Annotated in this window: 14 protein-coding genes; 10 read left to right on the forward strand and 4 right to left on the reverse strand. The window is 64.4% G+C overall.

Annotation, left to right across the window (positions count from 1 at the left end):
- Position 1: 1 nt before the first annotated feature.
- The 8 genes from G7Z99_RS10495 (at position 2) to G7Z99_RS10530 (ending at position 11,392) form a co-directional block, all read left to right on the forward strand.
- Complete coding sequence (locus G7Z99_RS10495) at positions 2-706, forward strand: succinate dehydrogenase iron-sulfur subunit (protein WP_060394215.1); 705 nt, start codon at positions 2-4, stop codon at positions 704-706.
- A 242-nt stretch (positions 707-948) separates the two neighbouring features.
- Positions 949-3,780: a 2-oxoglutarate dehydrogenase E1 component gene (locus G7Z99_RS10500; RefSeq protein ID WP_181093637.1), complete on the forward strand. Its 2,832-nt coding sequence runs from the start codon at positions 949-951 to the stop codon at positions 3,778-3,780.
- A 38-nt stretch (positions 3,781-3,818) separates the two neighbouring features.
- Positions 3,819-5,042, forward strand: a complete 1,224-nt coding sequence (odhB, locus tag G7Z99_RS10505; protein ID WP_181093638.1) for a 2-oxoglutarate dehydrogenase complex dihydrolipoyllysine-residue succinyltransferase — start codon at positions 3,819-3,821, stop codon at positions 5,040-5,042.
- A gap of 109 nt (positions 5,043-5,151) precedes the next feature.
- Positions 5,152-6,588: a dihydrolipoyl dehydrogenase gene (gene lpdA, locus G7Z99_RS10510; RefSeq protein ID WP_181093639.1), complete on the forward strand. Its 1,437-nt coding sequence runs from the start codon at positions 5,152-5,154 to the stop codon at positions 6,586-6,588.
- A gap of 171 nt (positions 6,589-6,759) precedes the next feature.
- Complete coding sequence (gene sucC, locus G7Z99_RS10515; protein ID WP_181093640.1) at positions 6,760-7,926, forward strand: ADP-forming succinate--CoA ligase subunit beta; 1,167 nt, start codon at positions 6,760-6,762, stop codon at positions 7,924-7,926.
- Positions 7,926-8,810 carry a succinate--CoA ligase subunit alpha gene (sucD, locus tag G7Z99_RS10520; RefSeq protein WP_181093641.1) on the forward strand — a complete coding sequence of 295 codons (885 nt, stop codon included), beginning with the start codon at positions 7,926-7,928 and terminating at the stop codon, positions 8,808-8,810. The genes sucC and sucD overlap by 1 nt, the downstream gene beginning before the upstream one ends.
- A 353-nt stretch (positions 8,811-9,163) precedes the next feature.
- A complete protein-coding gene (brnQ, locus tag G7Z99_RS10525; RefSeq protein WP_181093642.1) occupies positions 9,164-10,477 on the forward strand; it encodes a branched-chain amino acid transport system II carrier protein in 1,314 nt (437 codons plus the stop codon).
- A 171-nt stretch (positions 10,478-10,648) separates the two neighbouring features.
- On the forward strand, positions 10,649-11,392 hold the full coding sequence (locus G7Z99_RS10530) for a DUF599 domain-containing protein (RefSeq protein WP_181093643.1): 744 nt from the start codon (positions 10,649-10,651) through the stop codon (positions 11,390-11,392).
- A gap of 75 nt (positions 11,393-11,467) precedes the next feature.
- On the opposite strand, the gene G7Z99_RS10535 is transcribed toward G7Z99_RS10530, so the two are convergent.
- On the reverse strand, positions 11,468-11,743 hold the full coding sequence (locus G7Z99_RS10535; protein WP_060394207.1) for a hypothetical protein: 276 nt from the start codon (positions 11,741-11,743) through the stop codon (positions 11,468-11,470).
- Positions 11,744-12,038: 295 nt separating this feature from the next.
- Here G7Z99_RS10535 and htpG point away from each other — a divergent pair, with 295 nt between their 5' ends.
- Entirely contained in the window at positions 12,039-13,946 is a 1,908-nt protein-coding gene (gene htpG / locus G7Z99_RS10540; protein WP_181093644.1) for a molecular chaperone HtpG, read from the forward strand.
- Between the two features lie 87 nt (positions 13,947-14,033).
- A complete protein-coding gene (locus tag G7Z99_RS10545) occupies positions 14,034-14,759 on the forward strand; it encodes a dienelactone hydrolase family protein (protein WP_181093645.1) in 726 nt (241 codons plus the stop codon).
- A 223-nt stretch (positions 14,760-14,982) separates the two neighbouring features.
- On the opposite strand, the gene G7Z99_RS10550 is transcribed toward G7Z99_RS10545, so the two are convergent.
- The 3 genes from G7Z99_RS10550 to mfd are packed head-to-tail and all read right to left on the reverse strand — an operon-like array spanning position 14,983 to position 22,327.
- Positions 14,983-18,294 carry a DEAD/DEAH box helicase gene (locus G7Z99_RS10550; protein WP_181093646.1) on the reverse strand — a complete coding sequence of 1,104 codons (3,312 nt, stop codon included), beginning with the start codon at positions 18,292-18,294 and terminating at the stop codon, positions 14,983-14,985.
- A gap of 1 nt (position 18,295) precedes the next feature.
- Positions 18,296-18,868, reverse strand: coding sequence for a CsiV family protein (locus tag G7Z99_RS10555; protein ID WP_181093647.1), 573 nt, complete (start codon positions 18,866-18,868; stop codon positions 18,296-18,298).
- A 9-nt stretch (positions 18,869-18,877) separates the two neighbouring features.
- Entirely contained in the window at positions 18,878-22,327 is a 3,450-nt protein-coding gene (gene mfd / locus G7Z99_RS10560; protein ID WP_181093648.1) for a transcription-repair coupling factor, read from the reverse strand.
- Positions 22,328-22,468: the final 141 nt, after the last annotated feature.

A 22,468-nucleotide genomic window follows, 5' to 3' on the forward strand; every position in this document is an offset into this window, starting at 1 on the left:
CATGTTGAAAGTCGAAGTTTATCGTTACAACCCGGATACCGACACCGCGCCCAAGACGCAGGTGTTCGACGTCGACACTGGCGGCAAGGACCTGATGGTGTTGGACGTACTGGCGCTGATCAAGGAACAGGACGAAGGGTTCTCCTACCGTCGCTCCTGCCGTGAAGGCGTCTGTGGCTCCGACGGCATGAACATCAACGGCAAGAACGGCCTGGCCTGCATCACGCCGCTGTCGGCCGTGGTCAAGGGCAACAAGCTCGTGCTGCGTCCGCTGCCCGGTCTGCCAGTGATCCGCGACCTGGTCGTGGACATGAGTATCTTCTACAAGCAGTACGAGAAGGTGAAGCCGTTCCTGCAGAACGACACGCCAGCGCCTGCCATCGAGCGTCTTCAGTCGCCCGAAGAGCGCGAGAAGCTGGACGGTCTGTACGAGTGCATCCTGTGCGCCTGCTGCTCGACCTCGTGCCCCTCGTTCTGGTGGAACCCGGACAAGTTCCTCGGCCCTGCCGCGCTGCTGCAAGCCTACCGCTTCCTGGCCGACAGCCGTGACACCAAGACCCAGGAGCGTCTGGCTTCGCTCGACGACCCCTTCAGCGTGTTCCGCTGCCGCGGCATCATGAACTGCGTGAACGTCTGCCCCAAGGGTCTGAACCCGACCAAGGCAATCGGCCACGTGCGTAACATGCTGCTGCAAAGCGGTACCTGATCGATCCGCAGTACCTGCAAGACACCGACGCGCGGGGAATCACCCCGCGCCGAGGTGAAACCCGGGCATGGGCTCATAAGGCCCCGCTCATTACCCATGAAGCTATGAGACCAGCAGGGGCTTCCGGGCTGGTACCCGGAAATCTGCAGGATCCTCGGTGGCATGATTGAGCCGCTGTATTCGGGCTTTTTCAGGCGCTCCCTGGCTCTTGTCGATCGTCCCCTAACCGAGGGTGACCAAGCATGCAAGAAAGCGTGATGCAGCGCATGTGGGAAAGCGCCCACCTTTCAGGTGGTAACGCTGCATATGTGGAAGAGCTCTACGAGCTTTACCTGCACGACCCTAACGCCGTGCCAGAAGAGTGGCGCACTTACTTCCAGAAGTTGCCCGCCGAAGGCAGCACCGCTACCGATGTTCCGCACTCCGCGATCCGTGATCATTTTGTGCTGCTGGCGAAGAACCAGCGCCGCGCCCAGCCGGTGTCTGCCGGGAGCGTGAGCAGTGAGCACGAGAAGAAGCAGGTCGAGGTGCTGCGACTGATCCAGGCCTTCCGCATGCGCGGCCATCAGGCTGCAAAACTCGACCCGCTGGGGTTGTGGCAGCGTCCTGCGCCTGTTGACCTGTCGATCAATCACTACGGCTTGACCAATGCCGACCTTGATACGACCTTCCGTGCCGGCGACCTGTACATCGGCAAAGAGGAGGCGAGCCTACGCGAAATCCTCGAGACCCTCGAGAAGACATATTGTCGCACCATTGGCGCCGAGTTCACCCACATCGTCGATTCCGAGCAGCGCAGCTGGTTCCAGCAGCGCCTGGAAAGCGTCCGTGGTCGTCCTGATTACTCCGCCGAGGTGCAAAGCCACCTGCTCGAGCGCGTGACCGCCGCCGAGGGCCTGGAAAAGTACCTGGGCACCAAGTACCCCGGTACCAAGCGTTTCGGCCTCGAGGGCGGCGAAAGCCTGATCCCGATGCTCGACGAGATGATCCAGCGTTCCGGTTCCTACGGCACCAAGGAAGTGGTCATCGGCATGGCCCACCGTGGCCGCCTCAACGTGCTGGTCAACACCTTCGGCAAGAGCCCGCGCGAGCTGTTCGACGAGTTCGAAGGCAAGAAGATGAACGAGCTGGGCTCCGGTGACGTGAAATACCACCAGGGCTTCTCCTCCAACGTGATGACCACCGGTGGCGAAGTCCACCTGGCCATGGCCTTCAACCCTTCCCACCTGGAGATCGTCTCGCCTGTGGTCGAAGGGTCGGTTCGTGCCCGCCAGGACCGCCGCAACGACCGCGTCGGTGACAAGGTCCTGCCGATCACCATCCACGGCGACGCCGCGGTAGCCGGGCAGGGCGTGGTCATGGAAACCTTCCAGATGTCGCAGACCCGCGGTTTCAAGACCGGCGGCACCGTGCGCATCGTGATCAACAACCAGGTCGGTTTCACCATCAGCAACCCGCTGGACTCGCGTTCCACCGAGTACTGCACCGACGTCGCCAAGATGATCCAGGCGCCGATCCTGCACGTGAACGGCGACGACCCCGAAGCGGTGCTGTTCGTCACCCAGCTGGCCATCGATTACCGCATGCAGTTCAAGCGTGACGTGGTCATCGACCTGGTCTGCTACCGCCGTCGCGGCCACAACGAGGCTGACGAACCCAACGGCACGCAGCCACTGATGTATCAGCAGATCGGCAAGCAACGCACCACCCGCGAGCTCTACGCCGAAGCGCTGATCGCTGCAGGTCGCATCGAAGCCGAGCGCGCTCAGGCCAAGATCGACGATTACCGCAACGCGCTGGACAACGGCCTGCACGTGGTCAAGAGCCTGGTCAAGGAGCCGAACCGCGAGCTGTTCGTCGACTGGCGCCCGTACCTGGGCCACACCTGGACCGCCCGCCACGACACGCGCTTCGACCTCAAGACCTTGCAGGACCTCTCCGGCAAGCTGCTGACGCTGCCCGACGGCTTCGTCGTCCAGCGCCAGGTCTCGAAGATCTACGAAGATCGCCAGAAGATGCAGGCCGGTGGCCTGTCGATCAACTGGGGCTACGCCGAGACCATGGCCTACGCGACCTTGCTGTTCGAAGGCCACCAGGTACGCATCACCGGTCAGGACGTGGGCCGCGGCACCTTCTCGCACCGCCATGCCGCGCTGCACAACCAGAAGGACGCCAGCACCTACCTGCCGCTGCAGAACCTCTTCCCGGGCCAGCCGAGCTTCGAGCTGTACGACTCGTTCCTGTCCGAAGAAGCGGTCCTGGCCTTCGAATACGGCTACTCGACCACCACGCCGAACGCGCTGGTGATCTGGGAAGCGCAGTTCGGCGACTTCGCCAACGGCGCTCAGGTGGTGATCGACCAGTTCATCACCAGTGGCGAGCACAAGTGGGGTCGCCTGTGCGGCCTGACCATGCTGCTGCCGCACGGCTATGAAGGGCAGGGGCCGGAGCACTCCTCCGCGCGCCTGGAGCGCTACCTGCAGCTGTGCGCCGAGCACAACATCCAGGTCTGCGTACCGACCACGCCTGCGCAGATCTACCACCTGCTGCGTCGTCAGGTCATCCGCCCGCTGCGCAAGCCGCTGGTGGTGCTCACGCCCAAGTCGCTGCTGCGTCACAAGCTGGCGGTCTCGACCCTCGAAGACCTCGCCGAAGGCTCGTTCCAGACGGTGATTCCGGAAGTCGACACCCTCGACCCGGCCAAGGTCGAGCGCCTGGTGCTGTGCAGCGGCAAGGTCTACTACGACCTGCTGGAAAAACGTCGTGCCGAAGGTCGTGAAGACACGGTTATCCTGCGTATCGAACAGCTGTACCCGTTCCCCGAGGACGACCTGGTCGAGATTCTTTCGTCCTACACCCAGCTCAAGCATGCGGTGTGGTGCCAGGAAGAACCGATGAACCAGGGCGCCTGGTACAGCAGCCAGCACCACATGCGCCGTATCCTGAACCGCCTCGATCCGTCGCTGGTTCTGGAGTACGCCGGCCGCGACGCGTCCGCCGCGCCTGCCTGTGGTTACGCGTCGATGCACGCCGAGCAGCAGGAACGCCTGTTGCAAGCCGCCTTCACTGTCTGATGCTTCGCACAAGAAACCGTATTTAAGGAAACCTGAGAATGGCTATCGAGATCAAAGCCCCAACCTTCCCGGAATCGGTCGCCGACGGCACCGTTGCCACCTGGCACAAGCAGCCGGGCGAAGCGGTCAAGCGCGACGAACTGATCGTCGACATCGAGACCGACAAGGTGGTGCTGGAAGTCCTGGCAACTGCCGATGGTGTGCTGGGTGACATCGTCAAGGGCGAGGGCGACACCGTCCTGTCCGACGAAGTCCTGGGCTCGATCGTGGAGGGCGGCGCTGCCGCCGCCCCTTCGGCTGCACCGGCCGCTGCCCCTGCTGCTGCCGCGCCGAGCGCCGCAGCCGAGGCGGGCGAAGACGACCCGATCGCAGCACCGGCCGCCCGCAAGCTGGCCGAAGAGAACGGCATCGACCTGGCGACCGTGAGCGGTACCGGCAAAGGCGGTCGCGTGACCAAGGAAGACATGGTCGCGGCCATCGCCAACAAGAAGTCGGCTCCGGCGCCTGCCGCCAAGCCTGCCGCGCCTGCGTCGGCACCGGTGGTCACCAGCGGTGGCGACCGTACCGAGAAACGCGTGCCGATGACCCGTCTGCGCGCCAAGATCGCCGAGCGCCTGGTCGAAGCCCAGTCGAACATGGCCATGCTGACCACCTTCAACGAAGTCGACATGACCGAAGTCATGGCGCTGCGTTCGAAGTACAAGGACCTGTTCGAGAAGACCCACAACGGCGTACGCCTGGGCTTCATGTCGTTCTTCGTCAAGGCAGCCACCGAGGCGCTCAAGCGCTTCCCGGCGGTCAACGCCTCGATCGATGGCAACGACATCGTCTACCACGGTTATGCCGACGTCGGCGTGGCCGTGTCCAGCGACCGTGGCCTGGTGGTACCGGTGCTGCGCAACGCCGAGCAGATGAGCCTGGCCGAAATCGAGAACGGCATCGCCACCTTCGGCAAGAAGGCCCGTGACGGCAAGCTGGCCATCGAAGAAATGACCGGTGGTACCTTCACCATCACCAACGGTGGTACATTCGGCTCGATGATGTCCACGCCGATCGTCAACCCGCCACAGGCGGCGATCCTGGGCATGCACAACATCCTCCAGCGTCCGATGGCGGTCAATGGCCAGGTGGTCATCCGTCCGATGATGTACCTGGCGCTGTCCTACGACCACCGCCTGATCGACGGCAAAGAGGCCGTGACCTTCCTGGTGACCATCAAGAACCTGCTGGAAGATCCGTCCCGCCTGCTGCTGGACATCTAATCACACAGCGGTGGGTTGCAAGCCTCAAGCGTCAAGCTTCACGTCGAAGCGGATCGTCTTGCAGCTTGCCGCTCACCGCTTGTAGCTTGTTGCTGAAAAGGAATCCCTTATGACCCAGAAATTCGATGTGGTAGTGATTGGTGCAGGTCCTGGCGGCTACGTGGCCGCCATCAAGGCCGCCCAACTCGGTCTGACCACTGCCTGTATCGAGAAGTACACCGACGCCGAGGGCAAGCAGGCGCTGGGCGGCACGTGCCTGAACGTGGGTTGCATTCCTTCCAAGGCCCTGCTGGACAGTTCCTGGAAGTACAAGGAAGCCAAAGAGAGCTTCAACGTACACGGGATCTCCACGGGTGAAGTGAAGATGGACGTACCGGCGATGGTCGGCCGCAAGGCCAACATCGTCAAGAACCTCACCGGCGGCGTTGCCACGCTGTTCAAGGCCAATGGCGTCACCTCGATCCAGGGCCACGGCAAGCTGCTGGCCGGCAAGAAGGTCGAAGTCACCAAGCCGGACGGCTCCACCGAGATCATCGAAGCGGAGAACGTGATCCTGGCCTCCGGCTCGCGTCCGATCGACATTCCACCGGCACCGGTCGACCAGAAGGTCATCGTCGACTCCACCGGCGCGCTGGAATTCCAGCAGGTGCCGCAGCGCCTGGGCGTGATCGGCGCTGGCGTCATCGGCCTGGAGCTGGGTTCGGTCTGGTCGCGCCTGGGTGCTCAGGTCACCGTGCTCGAAGCCCTGGACACCTTCCTGATGGCCGCTGACGCTGCCGTGTCCAAGGAAGCCCAGAAGATCCTCACCAAGCAGGGCCTGGACATCAAGCTCGGCGCCCGCGTGACCGGTTCCCAGGTCAACGGCGACGAAGTCGAAGTGACTTACACCGACGCCAACGGCGAGCAGAAGATCACCTTCGACCGTCTGATCGTGGCCGTCGGCCGCCGTCCGGTGACCACCGACCTGCTGGCCAGCGACAGCGGCGTGGACATCGACGAGCGTGGCTACATCTACGTCGACGACCAGTGCGCGACCAGCGTCCCGGGCGTGTTCGCCATCGGCGACGTGGTGCGTGGCCTGATGCTGGCGCACAAGGCCTCGGAAGAGGGCATCATGGTCGTCGAGCGCATCAAGGGCCACAAGGCTCAAATGAACTACGACCTCATCCCGTCCGTCATCTACACCCACCCGGAAATCGCCTGGGTCGGCAAGACCGAGCAGACCTTGAAGGCCGAAGGCGTTGAGGTTAACGTGGGCACCTTCCCGTTCGCGGCCAGTGGTCGTGCGATGGCGGCCAACGACACCGGTGGTTTCGTCAAGGTCATCGCCGACGCCAAGACCGACCGTGTCCTGGGCGTTCACGTGATCGGCCCATCGGCTGCAGAACTGGTGCAGCAGGGCGCGATCGCCATGGAATTCGGCACCAGCGCCGAGGACCTGGGCATGATGGTCTTCTCCCATCCGACCCTGTCCGAAGCGCTGCACGAAGCCGCGCTGGCGGTGAATGGCGGTGCCATTCACGTTGCCAACCGTAAGAAGCGTTAATCATAAGAAACCACGGCGGTCTGCCCGTCGTGAGTCTTGCGTGCACGACTCACCGCGGAATGTCCGCCGGACCGGGCCCGAGGGATCACCCGAGGGCAAGCGGTCACAGGTGGTGCGGCCCCAGCGATGGGGCAGCGCCGAAGCGCAGTACTAACGAAGACGGTAAAAAGCATGAATCTTCACGAGTATCAGGGCAAGCAGCTGTTCGCTGAATACGGCCTGCCAGTTTCCAAGGGTTTCGCAGTCGACACCCCTGAAGAAGCCGCAGAAGCCTGCGACAAGATCGGTGGCAGCGAGTGGGTCGTCAAGGCCCAGGTCCACGCCGGTGGTCGCGGCAAGGCGGGCGGCGTCAAGCTGGTCCGTAGCAAGGAAGACGCCAAGGCGTTCGCTGCACAGTGGCTGGGCAAGAACCTGGTGACCTACCAGACCGACGCCAACGGCCAGCCGGTATCCAAGATTCTGGTCGAATCCTGCACCGACATCGCCAAGGAACTGTACCTGGGCGCGGTCGTCGACCGTTCGAGCCGTCGCATCGTGTTCATGGCCTCCACCGAAGGTGGCGTGGACATCGAGAAAGTCGCGCACGACACGCCTGAGAAGATTCTCAAGGCCACCATCGATCCACTGGTCGGCGCTCAGCCGTTCCAGGGCCGCGAGCTGGCCTTCCAGCTGGGCCTGGAAGGCAAGCAGGTCACCCAGTTCGCCAAGATCTTCGTCGGTCTGGCCAAGCTGTTCAAGGATCACGACCTGGCCCTGCTGGAAGTGAACCCGCTGGTGATCAAGGCCGATGGCGACCTGCACTGCCTCGATGCCAAGATCAACATCGACGCCAACGCCATGTACCGTCAGCCCAAGCTGAAGACCTTCCACGACCCGTCGCAGGACGACGCCCGTGAAGCCCATGCCGCCAAGTTCGAACTGAACTACGTTGCCCTCGAAGGCAACATCGGCTGCATGGTCAACGGCGCTGGCCTGGCCATGGGCACCATGGACATCGTCAACCTGCATGGCGGCAAGCCGGCCAACTTCCTGGACGTCGGCGGCGGCGCCACCAAGGAACGTGTGACCGAGGCCTTCAAGATCATCCTGTCCGACAGCAATGTCGCGGCCGTGCTGGTCAACATCTTCGGCGGCATCGTTCGTTGCGACATGATTGCCGAAGGCATCATCGGCGCCGTGAAAGAAGTCGGCGTGAAGGTACCGGTGGTCGTCCGTCTGGAAGGCAACAATGCCGAACTGGGCGCTAAAGTACTGGCAGAAAGCGGTTTGAACATCATTGCTGCAACCAGCCTGACCGACGCTGCTCAACAAGTTGTCAAAGCTGCGGAGGGCAAGTAATGAGCGTCCTGATCAATAAAGACACCAAGGTCATCTGCCAGGGCTTCACCGGCTCGCAGGGCACCTTCCACTCCGAACAGGCCATTGCCTACGGCACCCAGATGGTCGGCGGCGTGACCCCGGGCAAGGGCGGCACCACTCACCTGGGCCTGCCGGTGTTCAACACCGTGAAAGAAGCCGTCGAAGCCACTGGCGCCGACGCTTCGGTCATCTACGTACCGGCTCCGTTCTGCAAGGACTCGATCCTGGAAGCGGCCCTGGGCGGCATCAAGCTGATCGTCTGCATCACCGAAGGCATCCCGACCCTGGACATGCTGGACGCCAAGGTCAAGTGCGACGAGCTAGGCGTGACCCTGATCGGCCCGAACTGCCCAGGCGTCATCACCCCGGGCGAGTGCAAGATCGGCATCATGCCAGGTCACATCCACTTGCCAGGCAAGGTCGGTATCGTGTCGCGTTCCGGCACTCTGACCTACGAAGCCGTCAAGCAGACCACCGACGCCGGCTTCGGCCAGTCGACCTGCGTCGGCATCGGCGGTGACCCGATCCCAGGCTCGAACTTCATCGACATCCTGAAGCTGTTCCAGGAAGACCCGAAGACCGAAGCGATCGTCATGATCGGTGAGATCGGCGGTTCGGCCGAAGAAGAAGCGGCGGCCTACATCAAGGCCCACGTGACCAAGCCAGTCGTGTCCTACATTGCCGGTGTGACTGCACCTGCCGGCAAGCGCATGGGCCACGCGGGCGCGATCATCTCCGGCGGCAAAGGCACTGCCGACGAGAAGTTCGCTGCCCTGCAGGACGCCGGTGTGAAAACCGTCCGTTCGCTGGCCGACATCGGCAAGGCTCTGGCCGAGCTGACGGGCTGGCAAGCCAAGCACTAAGCAGCACCCCCACGCAGTCGAGAGGCCACCTTCGGGTGGCCTTTTGCGTTCAGGGGTATTGGGTCTCTATCACCATGATAGGAATTTTCTGACAGACACTGCCGCCAAACACTCGATAATAGCCCCCATCGCCATCAGCACAGAGGGCGAGGGCGCTGTACGTGACGCACCCCGTCACTGTTTCAGTGCGTTCGGCCGGTAAATTCGGTACCCTACGCGCCACTCTGTGCCCGTCTCCCAAAAGGGGACGACACGCTAAACGGGTCTGGCTCAACCAAGCCGGGCAGCATTCCCGCTATCCCATGGGAATTCCCCTCTCGAACCCCGATTTCAGCAGTGTGGTACTTCTTTCGATGAAAGTCTTAAAAGGCCAGGACATCCTGGCACTTGGTTTCATGACGTTCGCGCTTTTCGTCGGTGCGGGCAACATCATCTTTCCGCCCATCGTCGGCCTGCAAGCCGGTCCGAACGTGTGGATGGCGGCGCTCGGCTTCCTGGTGACGGCCGTCGGCCTGCCCGTGATCACGGTGATCGCCCTGGCCAAGGTCGGTGGCGGCATGGACGCCCTGAGCAGCCCGATCGGCAAGTTCTTCGGCGGGCTGCTGGCGGCCGTGTGCTACCTGTCGGTCGGGCCGCTGTTCGCCACGCCGCGCACCGCGACCGTGTCCTTCGAAGTGGGCATCGCCCCACTGACCGGCGAAAGCCCGACGGCGCTGTTCATCTACAGCCTGGTCTACTTCCTGATCGTGCTGGCCGTGTCCATGTACCCCGGCAAGCTGCTCGACACCGTGGGCCGTTTCCTTGCGCCTTTGAAGATCGTCGCCCTGGCGGCCCTGGGCATTGCGGCCTTCATGCTGCCGGCAGGCAGCGTCGGTGAGGCGCAGCCGGAATACGTGGCGGCGCCGTTCTCCAACGGGTTCATCAACGGCTATCTGACGATGGACACCCTGGGCGCGCTGGTCTTCGGCATCGTCATCGTCAACGCGATCCGCTCGCGTGGCGTCGAGTCGCCCAAGCTGATCACCCGCTACGCCATCATTGCCGGCCTGATCGCCGGGGTCGGCCTGGCCCTGGTCTACGTCAGCCTGTTCCGCCTGGGGTCCGACAGCCATGCGATCGCTGCCGGTGCCAGCAATGGCGCGGCCGTCCTGCATGCCTATGTACAGCACACCTTCGGCTCGCTGGGCAGTGGTTTCCTGGCCGTGCTGATCGCCCTGGCGTGCCTGGTCACCGCCGTCGGCCTGACGTGCGCCTGCGCCGAGTACTTCAGCCAGGTGCTGCCGTTGTCCTACCGCACGCTGGTAGTCATCCTGGCAGGCTTTTCGCTGCTGGTCTCGAACCTGGGCCTGACCAAGCTGATCCTGTTCTCGGTGCCGGTACTGACGGCCATCTACCCGCCGTGCATCGTGGTGGTGGCCTTGAGCTTCTGCAAGGGCCTGTTCAAGTCGCCTGCGCGTATCTTCGGCCCGGTCATGCTGGTTTCGCTGGTCTTCGGCCTGATCGATGCGCTCAAGGGCACCGGCCTGAAAGTGTACCTGCCGGACATCGTGAATCAGCTGCCGCTGAGCGAGCAGAACCTGGCCTGGCTCGTCCCGTCGGTCGCGATGCTCGCCGTGGTGTGCGTCATCGACCTGATGCTCGGCAAGCCCCGGCACGTGCTGGTCTGATGGGTAGCCCGAACGGCGCGGGCCACAAGCCCTTTTGCGTACGTTCGTGAACCGATCCAACCCCGTCTCGTGCTGAGGCGGGGTTTTTTTATGTCCGTTGGGTGGCGTTCGCGACCTTCCCAGTGTCGAATGCCGACGCCACCACCTGCACCGAACACGCACGAGAACACCATGGACTACCTATACGACAACCTGGCCAACCTGCTCGCCGCCGGCTGGTTCATCGCCTGCTGGGCCGGCTATACCCGCTATGCCAGCTGGAAGGCCCGCGACACGGCCTGCCTGGCCAGTGTCCTGCATTTGTACCGGCACGACTGGATGCGCCGCATGCTGCTGCGCGAGAACCGCATCGCCGACGCCAGCGTGATCGGCAACTTGGAGCGTAACGCCTCGTTCTTCGCCTCAAGCACCCTGATCATCCTGGCCGGTATCCTGACCGTGCTCGGCGCTTCCGACCGCGCGCTGTCGTTGCTGGCCGATCTGCCGTTCGTTCAGCCCACCTCGCAAGGGGTGTCCGAACTCAAGCTGTTGTGCCTGGCGACCGTCTTCGTCTATGCCTTCTTCACCTTCAGCTGGTGCATGCGCCAATACAACTTCGCCGCCACCCTGGTCGGGTCGGCGCCGATGATCAGCGAGCGCAATGTCAGCGAACTCGAGCGCCAGGCCTTCGCCACCCGAGCCGCGCGTGTATTGTCCATGGCGGCCAACCAGTTCAACTTCGGCCTGCGCTCGTATTATTTCGGCATGGTGATGTTGAGCTGGTTCATCAGCCCGTGGTTGTTCATGGCGATGAGCATCGGTGTGGTCTTCATCCTGTATCGCCGGGAGTTCCATTCGGACGTCTTGTCGGTCATGGTCTTCACGCCGACGGAGATGCGTCTTTCCGAGCCTGGCAAAGAGCCTGTCTCACCCTGATCGGTGAACGAGGAGGGTAATGAGCGCCCATAAAAAAACCCGACAGTGTCGGGTTTTTTCGAACGGCGTGTCGGCTTACTGACGAGCAGGCTCGGCCGGAGCAGTCACCGGAGCGGTGGTGTTCGGCGAAGCTTCTTGAGCGGCCTTGCGGTTGGCTTCAGCCTGGTCTTTGGCGGCTTCGGCGTTTTCTTCAGCGGCGTCGTTCACTTTGTCCTGAGCGTCGTTCATTTTTTCTTGAGCATTTTCACGGTGCTCTTGTGCATCTTGCGCCTTGTTTTCGCTTGCCTTATCGCACGCGGCCAGGCCCATGGCAGCAGCCAGCATCAGAGCAAAAGCAAAAGGTTTACGCATGGGTGTTTCTCCTTGTTGAATAAGTGAGTTGTTCCTTCGAGCTTGGCCCTGTGGCATTAGTTCCACCGTGTCGAAAGATATCTGAGTGACCTGTTCGCGCTTTCTTTCGAGCGACGCTCGGCAGCCGTCGCACGCGGCTTTGCCGGCCTACATGGCCGATGATGCCGGTCCGGTTTTCGCACCTCGACACCGCGTGCACTTGAAAAGCCTTCGCCTGCCCCCATCTGAAAGTCATCGCGCCAACATGCAGCCCCTGCGTGTGGCGACATCTGCCATTGATCGGAGTTTGAAGACCATGAGTGTGGATACTCAAAAAGAAACCCTGGGCTTCCAGACCGAGGTGAAGCAGCTGCTGCACCTCATGATCCATTCCTTGTACTCGAACAAGGAAATCTTCCTGCGGGAACTGATCTCCAACGCCTCGGACGCCGCCGACAAGCTGCGCTTCGAAGCCCTGGCCAAGCCTGAGCTGCTCGAAGACGGCTCGGAGCTGAAGATCCGCGTCAGCTTCGACAAGGAGGCCGGCACGGTCACCCTGGAAGACAATGGCATCGGTATGAACCGCGATGACGTCATCGCGCACCTGGGCACCATCGCCAAGTCCGGCACCGCCGACTTCATGAAGAACCTGACCGGCGACCAGAAGAAGGACTCGCACCTGATCGGTCAGTTCGGCGTGGGCTTCTACTCCGCGTTCATCGTCGCCGACCAGGTCGACGTCTACACCCGCCGCGCCGGTACGCCTGCGTCCGAGGGTGTGCACTGGTCCTCCAAGGGCGAAGGCGAGTTCGAAGTCGCCACCATCGACAAGCCTGAGCGCGGTACCCGTATCGTCCTGCACCTGAAGAAGGACGAGCAGGACTTCGCCGATGGCTGGCGCCTGCGCAACGTGATCAAGAAGTACTCCGATCACATCGCGCTGCCGATCGAGCTGCCCAAGGAGCAGGCCGAAGCGGCCGAAGGCGAAGAGACGCCAGCCCAGGAATGGGAAACCGTCAACCGCGCCAGCGCCCTGTGGACCCGTCCGCGTACCGAGATCAAGGACGAGGAATACCAGGAGTTCTACAAGCACATCGGTCACGACTTCGAAAACCCGCTGGCCTGGAGCCACAACAAGGTCGAGGGCAAGCTCGAGTACAACTCGCTGCTCTACGTGCCGGCCCGTGCACCGTTCGACCTGTACCAGCGTGAAGCGCCCCGCGGCCTGAAGCTCTACGTGCAGCGCGTGTTCATCATGGACCAGGCCGAGTCCTTCCTGCCGCTGTACCTGCGCTTCATCAAAGGCGTGGTCGATTCCAACGACCTGTCGCTGAACGTCTCGCGCGAGATCCTGCAGAAAGACCCGATCATCGATTCGATGAAGTCGGCGCTGACCAAGCGCGTGCTGGACATGCTGGAGAAACTGGCCAAGAACGAACCCGAGCAGTACAAGGGCTTCTGGAAGAACTTCGGCCAGGTCCTCAAGGAAGGCCCGGCCGAAGACTTCGCCAACAAGGAGAAGATCGCCGGCCTGCTGCGCTTCGCCTCGACCCATGACGACAGCGGCGAGCAGAGCGTCTCCCTGGCCGACTACCTGGCGCGCGCCAAGGAAGGGCAGGACAAGCTCTATTACCTCACCGGCGAGTCCTACGCACAGGTCAAGAACAGCCCGCACCTGGAAGTCTTCCGCAAGAAAGGCATCGAAGTGCTGCTGCTGACCGACCGTATCGACGAGTGGCTGATGAGCTACCTGAGCGAATTCGACGGCAAGTCGTTCGTCGACGTGGCCCGTGGCGACCTGGACCTGGGTCAGCTGGATTCCGAGGAAGACAAGAAAGCCCAGGAAGAAGTCGCCAAGGACAAGGAAGGGCTGGTCGAGCGCCTGAAGGGCGCGCTGGGTGACAGCGTGGCCGAAGTGCGCGTCTCGCACCGCCTGACCGACTCGCCGGCGATCCTGGCCATCGGCGAACAGGACCTGGGGCTGCAGATGCGCCAGATCCTCGAGGCCAGCGGCCAGAAGGTACCGGAGTCCAAGCCGATCTTCGAATTCAACCCGACGCATCCGCTGATCGAGAAGCTCGATCACGAGCAGAGCGAAGACCGCTTCGCCGAGCTGTCGCACATCCTCTTCGACCAGGCTGCCCTGGCCGCAGGCGACAGCCTCAAGGATCCGGCCGCTTACGTGCGCCGCCTGAACAAGCTGTTGGTCGAGCTGTCTGCTTGAATTGACGTCTGACGTACGAGAGGCCCGCCTGGGTGACACGTTGCGTGTCGCCCAAGCGGGCCTTTTTCATGGATCAGGAGAAATGGTATGAGCAAGGTAATCATCGAATCGCTGAAGTACCACGTCGCCGGTCAGGCCTACGAAAGCCGTCTGGCCTATGAGCAGGATGGCGTACCCCGCCCGGCGTTGATCATGGCGCCGAACTGGATGGGGATCGGTGAAGGCGCCGAGCGTATAGCCCGGGAGGTCGCCGAGCAGGGCTATGTGGTCTTGATCGCCGACCTGTATGGGCAATCGGTGCGACCCTCCAATGCCGATGAGGCTGCGGCGGCCATGATGCCCCTGAAGGACGATCGTGCCGAGCTGCGCGCGCGCATGCAGGCGGCACTGGCGCAATTGCTCGGGCAGTCCCAGGCTGTGCTGGAGCCGGGTCAGGTCGCCGCCTTCGGCTTCTGCTTCGGTGGCTGCTGCGCGTTGGAACTGGCGCGTGCCGGTGCCGAGCTCAAGGCAGCGGTGTCGTTCCACGGTACGCTGGACACGCCCGACCCGTCCGATGCCCGACGTATCAAAGGTGCCGTGCTGGTGCTGCACGGGGCGGACGATCCGCTGGTTCCCAAGGAGCAGTTGCCGGCGTTCGAGCAGGAAATGAGCGCCGCCCATGTCGATTGGCAACTGGTCAGCTATGGTGGCGCGGTGCATTCGTTCACCGATCCGGAGGCCAACGTGCCCGGCAAGACCCAGTACGACCCCCGCACCTCGGCGCGGGCGTTCCGGGCCATGTATAACCTGCTGGATGAAGTGTTCCCGCTCTGAGTTCGGCGCCTGGCCGGTCGGTGCTGGGGGTGCATCAGGCGACCTCATCGCGGGCAAGCCCGCTCCCACAGGAGGGTGTGTAGCCTGTGCTTTCTGGCAGGCTGTAATGGCCCTGGTGGGCTGGCTTGCCAGCGATAGGGCCATGTCAGGCGCCGCCTGCATCGCGGGCAAGCCCACTCCCTCAGGCTGCATTCTCTACCGAGCCGATACGGTCGTCCGGCGCCTAGCGCGCCTTGGGCAGCGGAGCGAAGAGGGCCTCGATGTCGTCGTCGCCCAGCTTCCACTGGTTGGCCTCGCCACCCTCCAGCAGGCTGTTGGCCAACGCTGCCTTTTCCTGCTGCAGCGCGTGGATCTTCTCTTCGACGGTCCCGCGCGTGATCATCTTGTAGACGAACACCGGCTTGTCCTGGCCGATGCGGTAGGCGCGGTCGGTCGCCTGGTTCTCGCTGGCCGGGTTCCACCAGGGGTCGTAGTGGATCACCGTGTCGGCCGCCGTCAGGTTCAACCCCGTGCCGCCGGCCTTCAGGCTGATCAGGAACACGTCACGCTCGCCCTCCTGGAACAGCCGCACCGGCGTGCGTCGGTCCTGGGTGTCACCGGTCAGCAGGGTATAGCGCACCTGCCGCTCGATCAGCTCTGCTTCGATCAGCGCCAGCATCGAGGTGAACTGCGAGAACACCAGTACGCGGCGCCCTTCACCCAGCAGCTCGTCCAGCACCTGCAGGAAACTGCCCAGCTTGCCCTTGTCGGCCTGGTGGGGCGGTGCCTCGAGGCCCTTGACCAGGCGCAGGTCGCAGCACACCTGGCGCAGCTTGAGCAGCGCGTCGAGAATCACGATCTGGCTGCGTGCCGCGCCTTTGCGCGAGACCTCGTCGCGGACTTTCTTGTCCATGGCCACGCGTACGGTTTCGTAGGTGTCGCGCTGGGCGTCGCTGAGTTCGACCCAGTGCACCATCTCGGTCTTGGGGGGCAGCTCGCGGGCCACCTGCTCCTTGGTCCGCCGCAGCAGGAAGGGGCGAAGCCGGGCCACCAGGTGCGCCAGGCGCTCGCTGTCGCCATGCTTCTCGATCGGGTTGCGGTAGGCCTGGTTGAAGTGCTTCTGATCGCCCAGCCAGCCCGGCATGAGCAGGTGGAAGATCGACCACAGCTCGCCCAGGTTGTTTTCCATCGGCGTGCCCGTCAGGCAGAGGCGCTGTCCGGCGTGCAGTTCGCGGGCAGCCAGCGCGGCCTTGCTGCGGGCGTTCTTGATGTTCTGCGCTTCGTCGAGGATCAGCGCGTGCCAGGTCAGCGGCTTGAAGTGTGCCAGGTCGCGAGGCAGCAGTGCGTAGGTGGTCAGCACGATGTCGTGATCACGCAGCTGGTCGAACAGTTTGGCGCGGCCTGCACCCTGCACGGCCAGCACCTTCAGCTGCGGTGTGAAGCGCTGCGCTTCGTCCAGCCAGTTGGGGATCAGGCTGGTGGGCAGCACCACCAGCGCTGGCGTGGTCAAGCGCCCGGCCTGCTTGTCCAGCAGCAGGTGCGCGAGGGTCTGCAGCGTCTTGCCCAGCCCCATGTCGTCGCCCAGGATGCCGCCGATCTGCAGCTCGCGCAGGGCCTGCAGCCAATTGAGCCCTTCCAGCTGGTAGGGGCGCAGGGTGGCGTTCAGGCCCACCGGGGGCTGGACCTGCCGCTCGCGGGCCTGGCGAAGGCCAGTGGCCAGCGCACGGGTCTTCTCGCCACCTTGCCACTGCAGCGGCACGCCTTCGAGCGGATCGAGCCGTGAGGCGTCCGCGCGGTCCAGGCGGATGCTCGGCCCGTGAACGGCGTCTTCCATGTACAACCCGGTCAGGGTGCCCATCACGGCCTTGATCCGTCCGTAGGGCAGGGCGACGCGCAAGGGCGGGCTGTCGTGGCGCACACGGTTGAGGTCGATCAGCAAGTGTTCGTCATCGCTGCGCCTGGCCAGCTCGTGGGGCCGCAGCAGTTCGGGGTTGCTGCGCAGCAGGTGGAGCAGGATCGGCAGCAGGCTGTGCCGCTCGCCATCGACCACGATCCCCAGTTCCAGGTCGAACCACTCGCGCCCCTGGGCTTCGTCGATGTCCGCATACCAGTCCTGCACCGGGCGCAGGTCGAAGGCGAAGTCGCGTTGGGCGTGCACCTCCCAGCCGGCTTCGCGCAAGGCAGGCACGTCATCGCGGACGAAGCGCAGCCACGCTTCGTCGTCAGGCAGTTGCAGCATCTCGCCCGCCTGCGCTGGCAGTGCCTTGCTCTGGCGCATGGCGGGCGTGAAGCCCAGGGTCTTGAGCACCTGGCGCAGGCGCTTTTCTTCGGCAGGCTGGCGTGCGATGCGCTGGCTGACGTCGCCTTTGATGCGCGTCAGCGGCTGGTTGGCGTCGCCACTGGCTCGCGTGCCGTCGTAGAGAAACGCCAGCGCGGCCCGGTGCTGCATCTGCCGCTGCATGCGCCCGCTCTTGGGCGCATAGGCGCTGAACTCGACGCTGCCCAGGGCCAGGTAGGGGGTGGGCGCGATGCCGTCGAGCTGTTCGGTCTTGACCTGGGTCGGGGTCGGCACCTGGCGGTTCAGTTCGTTCAGGCGCAGGCTCAGCGGCACGATCAGGTGTTCGGGCACCCGCGGTGCGCGGGCCAGCTGGCTGGCGATGAACGGGTCGAAGTCGTGGCGCAGCTTGCCCAGGCGCTGGGTCGCGCTGTCGATGTAGTAGAGCGGATTGAGTGGCAACACCTGGTCGAACGCGCCCTCCACGGGATGCCAGGCGCCCTGGTAGCTGCCGTCGTCCTGGCGCACCCAGCGAAACTCCGCCGACTGTTCCTGGCCGGCCTGCAAGGTCAAGGGCTGCTCATCGTGCAGCAGGCGCCCGGTGGCCAGCGCATATTCGAGCAGCTCGGCGCCGGGTTTGCCGTCGAGGACGATGCCATCGGCGTGCCGGTGCTCGGCCCGTTGCGTTTCCATCAGGCGCAGCAGCCGCGCATCGTCTTCGGTGACGAACTTGGGCGGGTAGTAGATCAGGTCGACCAGCGAACCCTGGCGTGCCAGTTGCAGCTCGCCGGTACCCGTCCGCGTCCCCTTGCAGACCTGCAGCACGCACACGTCCTCGTCCATGCCGACGCGGTAGAACAGAGCGCGGCCTTTCTTGTCGACGCGTGCCGAAGGGTCGGCACCGGCCGAGGTAAAGGTCGACAACCAATGGTTGAGGCGTGGCGACAGTTGCACCGGGGCCTGTTCGGCGGGGGTGTCCTTGAAGGCGCCTTGGCGCAACGTGAACAGCGCGGCAGCGCAGTGCTTGCAATTGAGACCGACCGGACATGTGCAGGCGCCCATGATGGTGAAGTCGCGGCCGCTCGAGATCTCGATGGATTGCGTGTAGCGCTGGTCGGCGGACCCCTCGCAGGTGGCCTCGACGTGATGCGCTTGCACGCGGGTCAGGCTGACCCGGCCTTGCGAGGCGTAGTGTCGGGCGCGACCCAGGGTCGCGCGGTCGAAGGATCTGAACCAGGTATCGTGCTTGAGCAGGCGGCCTGACAGGTCGGTTTCGCTCACCTCAAGGCTCCAGCATCTGCTCGGCCGGCGCGGCCGGGGTGCGGGCGCCGACCGGAGCGATCTTCAGCAGCATGGCCAGGTGCCCGCCGTCGAGGTAGATCAGCTGGTTGTGCTTGATCGTGCGGTTGTCCTGCTGGAACAGCTCGCTCTGGACCACGCCGCCGTTGCCGTCCAGCTGGTTGACCCGTACACGCGCCTGCACCTCGACGAAACGCGCCTGGGCGATCGACAAGGTGCCCTCGATGGGGAAGCGCCCGAACTGCTCGTCACCGGCGCTGAGGGCCACGGTCACCGGCTCGGTGCCGACCGGTTGCTGCCAGGCGCGGTGCAACAGGACGCTGTAGTCGGTGTTGGTCGTCAGAGGTTCGATACGCTCGTCCAGGGTGGTGGGCCGGCTGTCGCGCTCGCCCAGGCGCAGCACATCGCTGCTCCAGCGCGGCGCGGCATACGGGCTGGTGACGGCCGGCACGGCGTTCTGGCGCAGCAGCACCATCTCCACGCGGTACAGCGTGTCGGCGAAGGCGGCAGGGGCGACGAGCGCCAGCAACGGGATCAGAAGACGCAAGGTTCGCATGACTCGTCCTTAGGCAGGCTGCGGGGTGAGGCGCTCGAACAGCGCCTCCAGGGTGTTGAAGCGCTCGTCCGGCCGTTCCATGGAGACCATGAAACGGAACTGCGTGGCCCCTTCGAGCTTGTACCGCTTGGGTTGCGACTGGATCAGCTTGATCAGCGTGATCGGCTCCACCGGCGTGTCGGGCTCGAAGTCGATCTTGCCGCCATTGGGGCCGGCGTCGACCTTCTTGATGCCGAGCGTTTCGGCCTGCAGCTTGAGCTGCGTCAGGCGGATCAGGTTCTTGGTCGGCTCGGGCAGCAGGCCGAAGCGGTCGATCATCTCTACCTGCAGGTCCTTGAGGCCTTCTTCGTCGGCGGCCGAAGCGATGCGCTTGTAGAGGATCAGGCGGGCGTGCACGTCAGGCAGGTAGTCTTCCGGAATCAGGGCCGGCAGGCGCAGGTTGATCTCCGGGCCGCCACCGAGCGGCTGTTCCAGGTTCGGCTGGGTGCCCTTGCGAATGGCCTTGACCGCGCGCTCGAGCATTTCCATGTACAGGGTGAAGCCCACTGCCTGGATCTGCCCGCTCTGGCCTTCGCCGAGCAGTTCGCCGGCGCCGCGGATTTCCAGGTCGTTGGTGGCCAGGACGAAGCCTGCGCCCAGGTCCTGGGTGTTGGCGATGGCTTCCAGGCGTTTCTCGGCGTCGGCACTGATGCCCTGGCGTGCCGGGGTCAGCAGGTAGGCGTAGGCCTGGTGGTGGCTGCGCCCGACCCGGCCACGCAGCTGGTGCAGCTGGGCCAGGCCGAACTTGTCGGCGCGCTCGATCACGATGGTGTTGGCGCTGGGCACGTCGATGCCGGTCTCGATGATGGTCGAGGCCACCAGCACGTTGAAACGCTTGTGGTAGAAGTCGCTCATCACCTGTTCGAGCTCGCGCTCGCGCATCTGCCCGTGGCCGATGCCGATGCGCGCCTCGGGCACCAGTTCGGCCAGGTCGGCAGCGCATTTCTCGATGGTCTTGACGTCGTTGTGCAGGTAGTACACCTGCCCGCCGCGCAACAGCTCGCGCAGCAGCGCTTCCTTGACCGTGCTGTTGTTCTGCTCCATGACGAAGGTCCGAACCGACAGGCGTCGTGCCGGGGGCGTGGCGATGATCGACAGGTCGCGCATGCCGGCCACGGCCATGTTCAAGGTGCGCGGAATCGGCGTGGCCGTCAGGGTGAGAATGTCCACTTCGCTGCGCAGGGCCTTGAGCTGCTCCTTCTGGCGCACGCCAAAGCGGTGCTCCTCGTCGATGATCACCAGGCCCAGGTCCTTGAAGGTGACGTCATCCTGCAACAGCTTGTGGGTGCCGATGAGGATGTCGATCTTGCCTTCGGCCAGGCTCGCGGCCGCAGCCGAGACTTCCTTGGCCGACTTGAAGCGGCTCATCACCTCGACCGTCACCGGCCAGTCGGCGAAGCGGTCGCGGAAGCTGTTGTAGTGCTGCTGGGCGAGCAGGGTGGTAGGCACCAGCACCGCCACCTGACGGCCGCTGTGCACGGCGATGAACGCGGCGCGCATGGCCACTTCGGTCTTGCCGAAGCCGACGTCGCCACACACCAGGCGGTCCATCGGCTTGCCGGCGAGCATGTCCAGGCGTACCGCCTCGATGGCGCTCTGCTGGTCGGGGGTTTCCTCGAACGGGAAGCCGGCGCTGAAGGTGGCGTAGTCGGCGGCCGGGTCGGCGAAGGCGTGCCCCTTGCGCGCCGCGCGCCGGGCATAGATGTCGAGCAGCTCGGCCGCCACGTCGCGCACCTGCTCGGCGGCCTTGCGCTTGGCTTTCTGCCAGGTCTCCGAACCCAGGCGGTGCAACGGCGCCAGGGCATCGTCGCTGCCGGTGTAGCGGGCGATCAGGTGCAGGTTGGCCACCGGCACGTACAGCTTGGCGCCCTCGGCGTACTCGAGGGTGAGGAATTCGGCCGCCTGGCCGTCGATCTCCAGCGTGGCCAGGCCCAGGTAGCGCCCGACGCCGTGGTCGATGTGCACCACCGGCGCGCCTTCGCGCAGCTCGGTGAGGTTCTTGATGACGGCATCGTTGGCCACCTCGCCGCGTTTCTCGCGGCGGCGGCGCTGCATCACGCGCTGGCCGAACAGCGGGCTTTCGGCCACCAGCGCGATGGCCGGGTCTTCCAGCAGCAGGCCGTCTTCCAGGGGCGCGATGGTGATCGCCAGGCGCTCCTCGCCGGTGACGAAGTCGACCCAGCCATCGACGGTGCGGGGGCGCAGCTTGAGGCGCTCGAGCAGTTCCAGCATCACCTCGCGGCGACCTGCCGATTCGGCCGTGAACAGCACGCGGCCCTCGAACTGATCGAGGAAATCCGCCAAGGCGGCCAGGGGCTGGTGGGCCTTGGCCTCGATCGCCAGGTTGGGCAGCGGGCGCGCCGGGAAGCGCTGGCGCCCGGCACCGCTGTCGAGGTCGTCGGCGCTGACCACCACCCGCGGCCATTGCTTGAGCCGGGCGAAGCAGTCTTCCACCGGCAGGAACAGCTCGGCCGGCGGCAGCAGCGGCCGGCTCAGGTCGCCGCGACGGTCCTCGTAGCGGCCGCGCACGTCATTCCAGAAATGCTCGGCGGCCTGTTCGACGCCGGGCAGGGAGAACACCTGGGTGTCGCTCGGCAAGTAGTCGAACAGCGTCGAGCTCTCTTCGAAGAACAACGGCAGGTAGTACTCGATGCCCGCCGGGATGATGCCGCTGGCCAGGTCCTGGAAGATGGCGCTGCGCCGGAAGTCGACGTCGAAGCGCTCGCGAAAGCGCGCCTTGAAGCGGGTCACTGCTTCCTTCTGCAAGGGGAATTCGCGCGCCGGCAGCAGGCGTACCGACTCGACCTTGTCGATCGAGCGCTGGGTCTCCGGGTCGAAGGTGCGCAGCGTCTCGATCTCGTCGTCGAACAGGTCGATGCGGTAGGGCTGGCGGCTGCCCATCGGGAACAGGTCGATCAGCGCGCCGCGCACGGCGAACTCGCCATGCTCGTAGACGGTGTCGACGCAGCGGTAGCCGCTCGCTTCCAGGCGGCTGCGCATCTGCTCGACGTCGAGGGTCTGGCCGACGTCCAGCACCAGGCTGCTGCCGAGCAGGAAGCTCGTCGGCGCCAGGCGGTGCAGGGCGGTGGTGATCGGCACCACGAGGATGCCGTGCTGCAGCTCCGGCAGGCGATAGAGGCTGGCGATGCGCTGGGAGATGATGTCCTGGTGCGGCGAGAACAGGTCGTAGGGCAGGGTTTCCCAATCGGGGAACGGCAGCACGGGCAGGTCGGGCGCGAAGAAACGCAGCTCCTGCTCGAGGCGGTCCGCGCTCTGGCTGTCGGCGGTCAGCAGCAGCGTGAAGCGCTTGGCGCTGCTGGCGGCCTCGGCGATGGCCAGGCTGAGGGAGGCTCCGGGGAGATTGCCCCAGGTTTGTTTGCCGGCCGTGGCCGACAGGTGCGGTAGGCGCAGAACTGACACGGTCTCTCGGACTCCCAGCGTTTGGGCAAAGAGGTCGATTGTACCGGTGCGCGGGCTCGCTGTCAGGTTCGTGCACGGTCGGCACGCTCGATTCACGACCCTGGCAGGGACGCATTGCCCGATGCAGCGCAGGGCGTCATA

This window comes from Pseudomonas entomophila (genome assembly GCF_013523165.1).
Lineage (GTDB): Bacteria > Pseudomonadota > Gammaproteobacteria > Pseudomonadales > Pseudomonadaceae > Aquipseudomonas > Aquipseudomonas entomophila_A.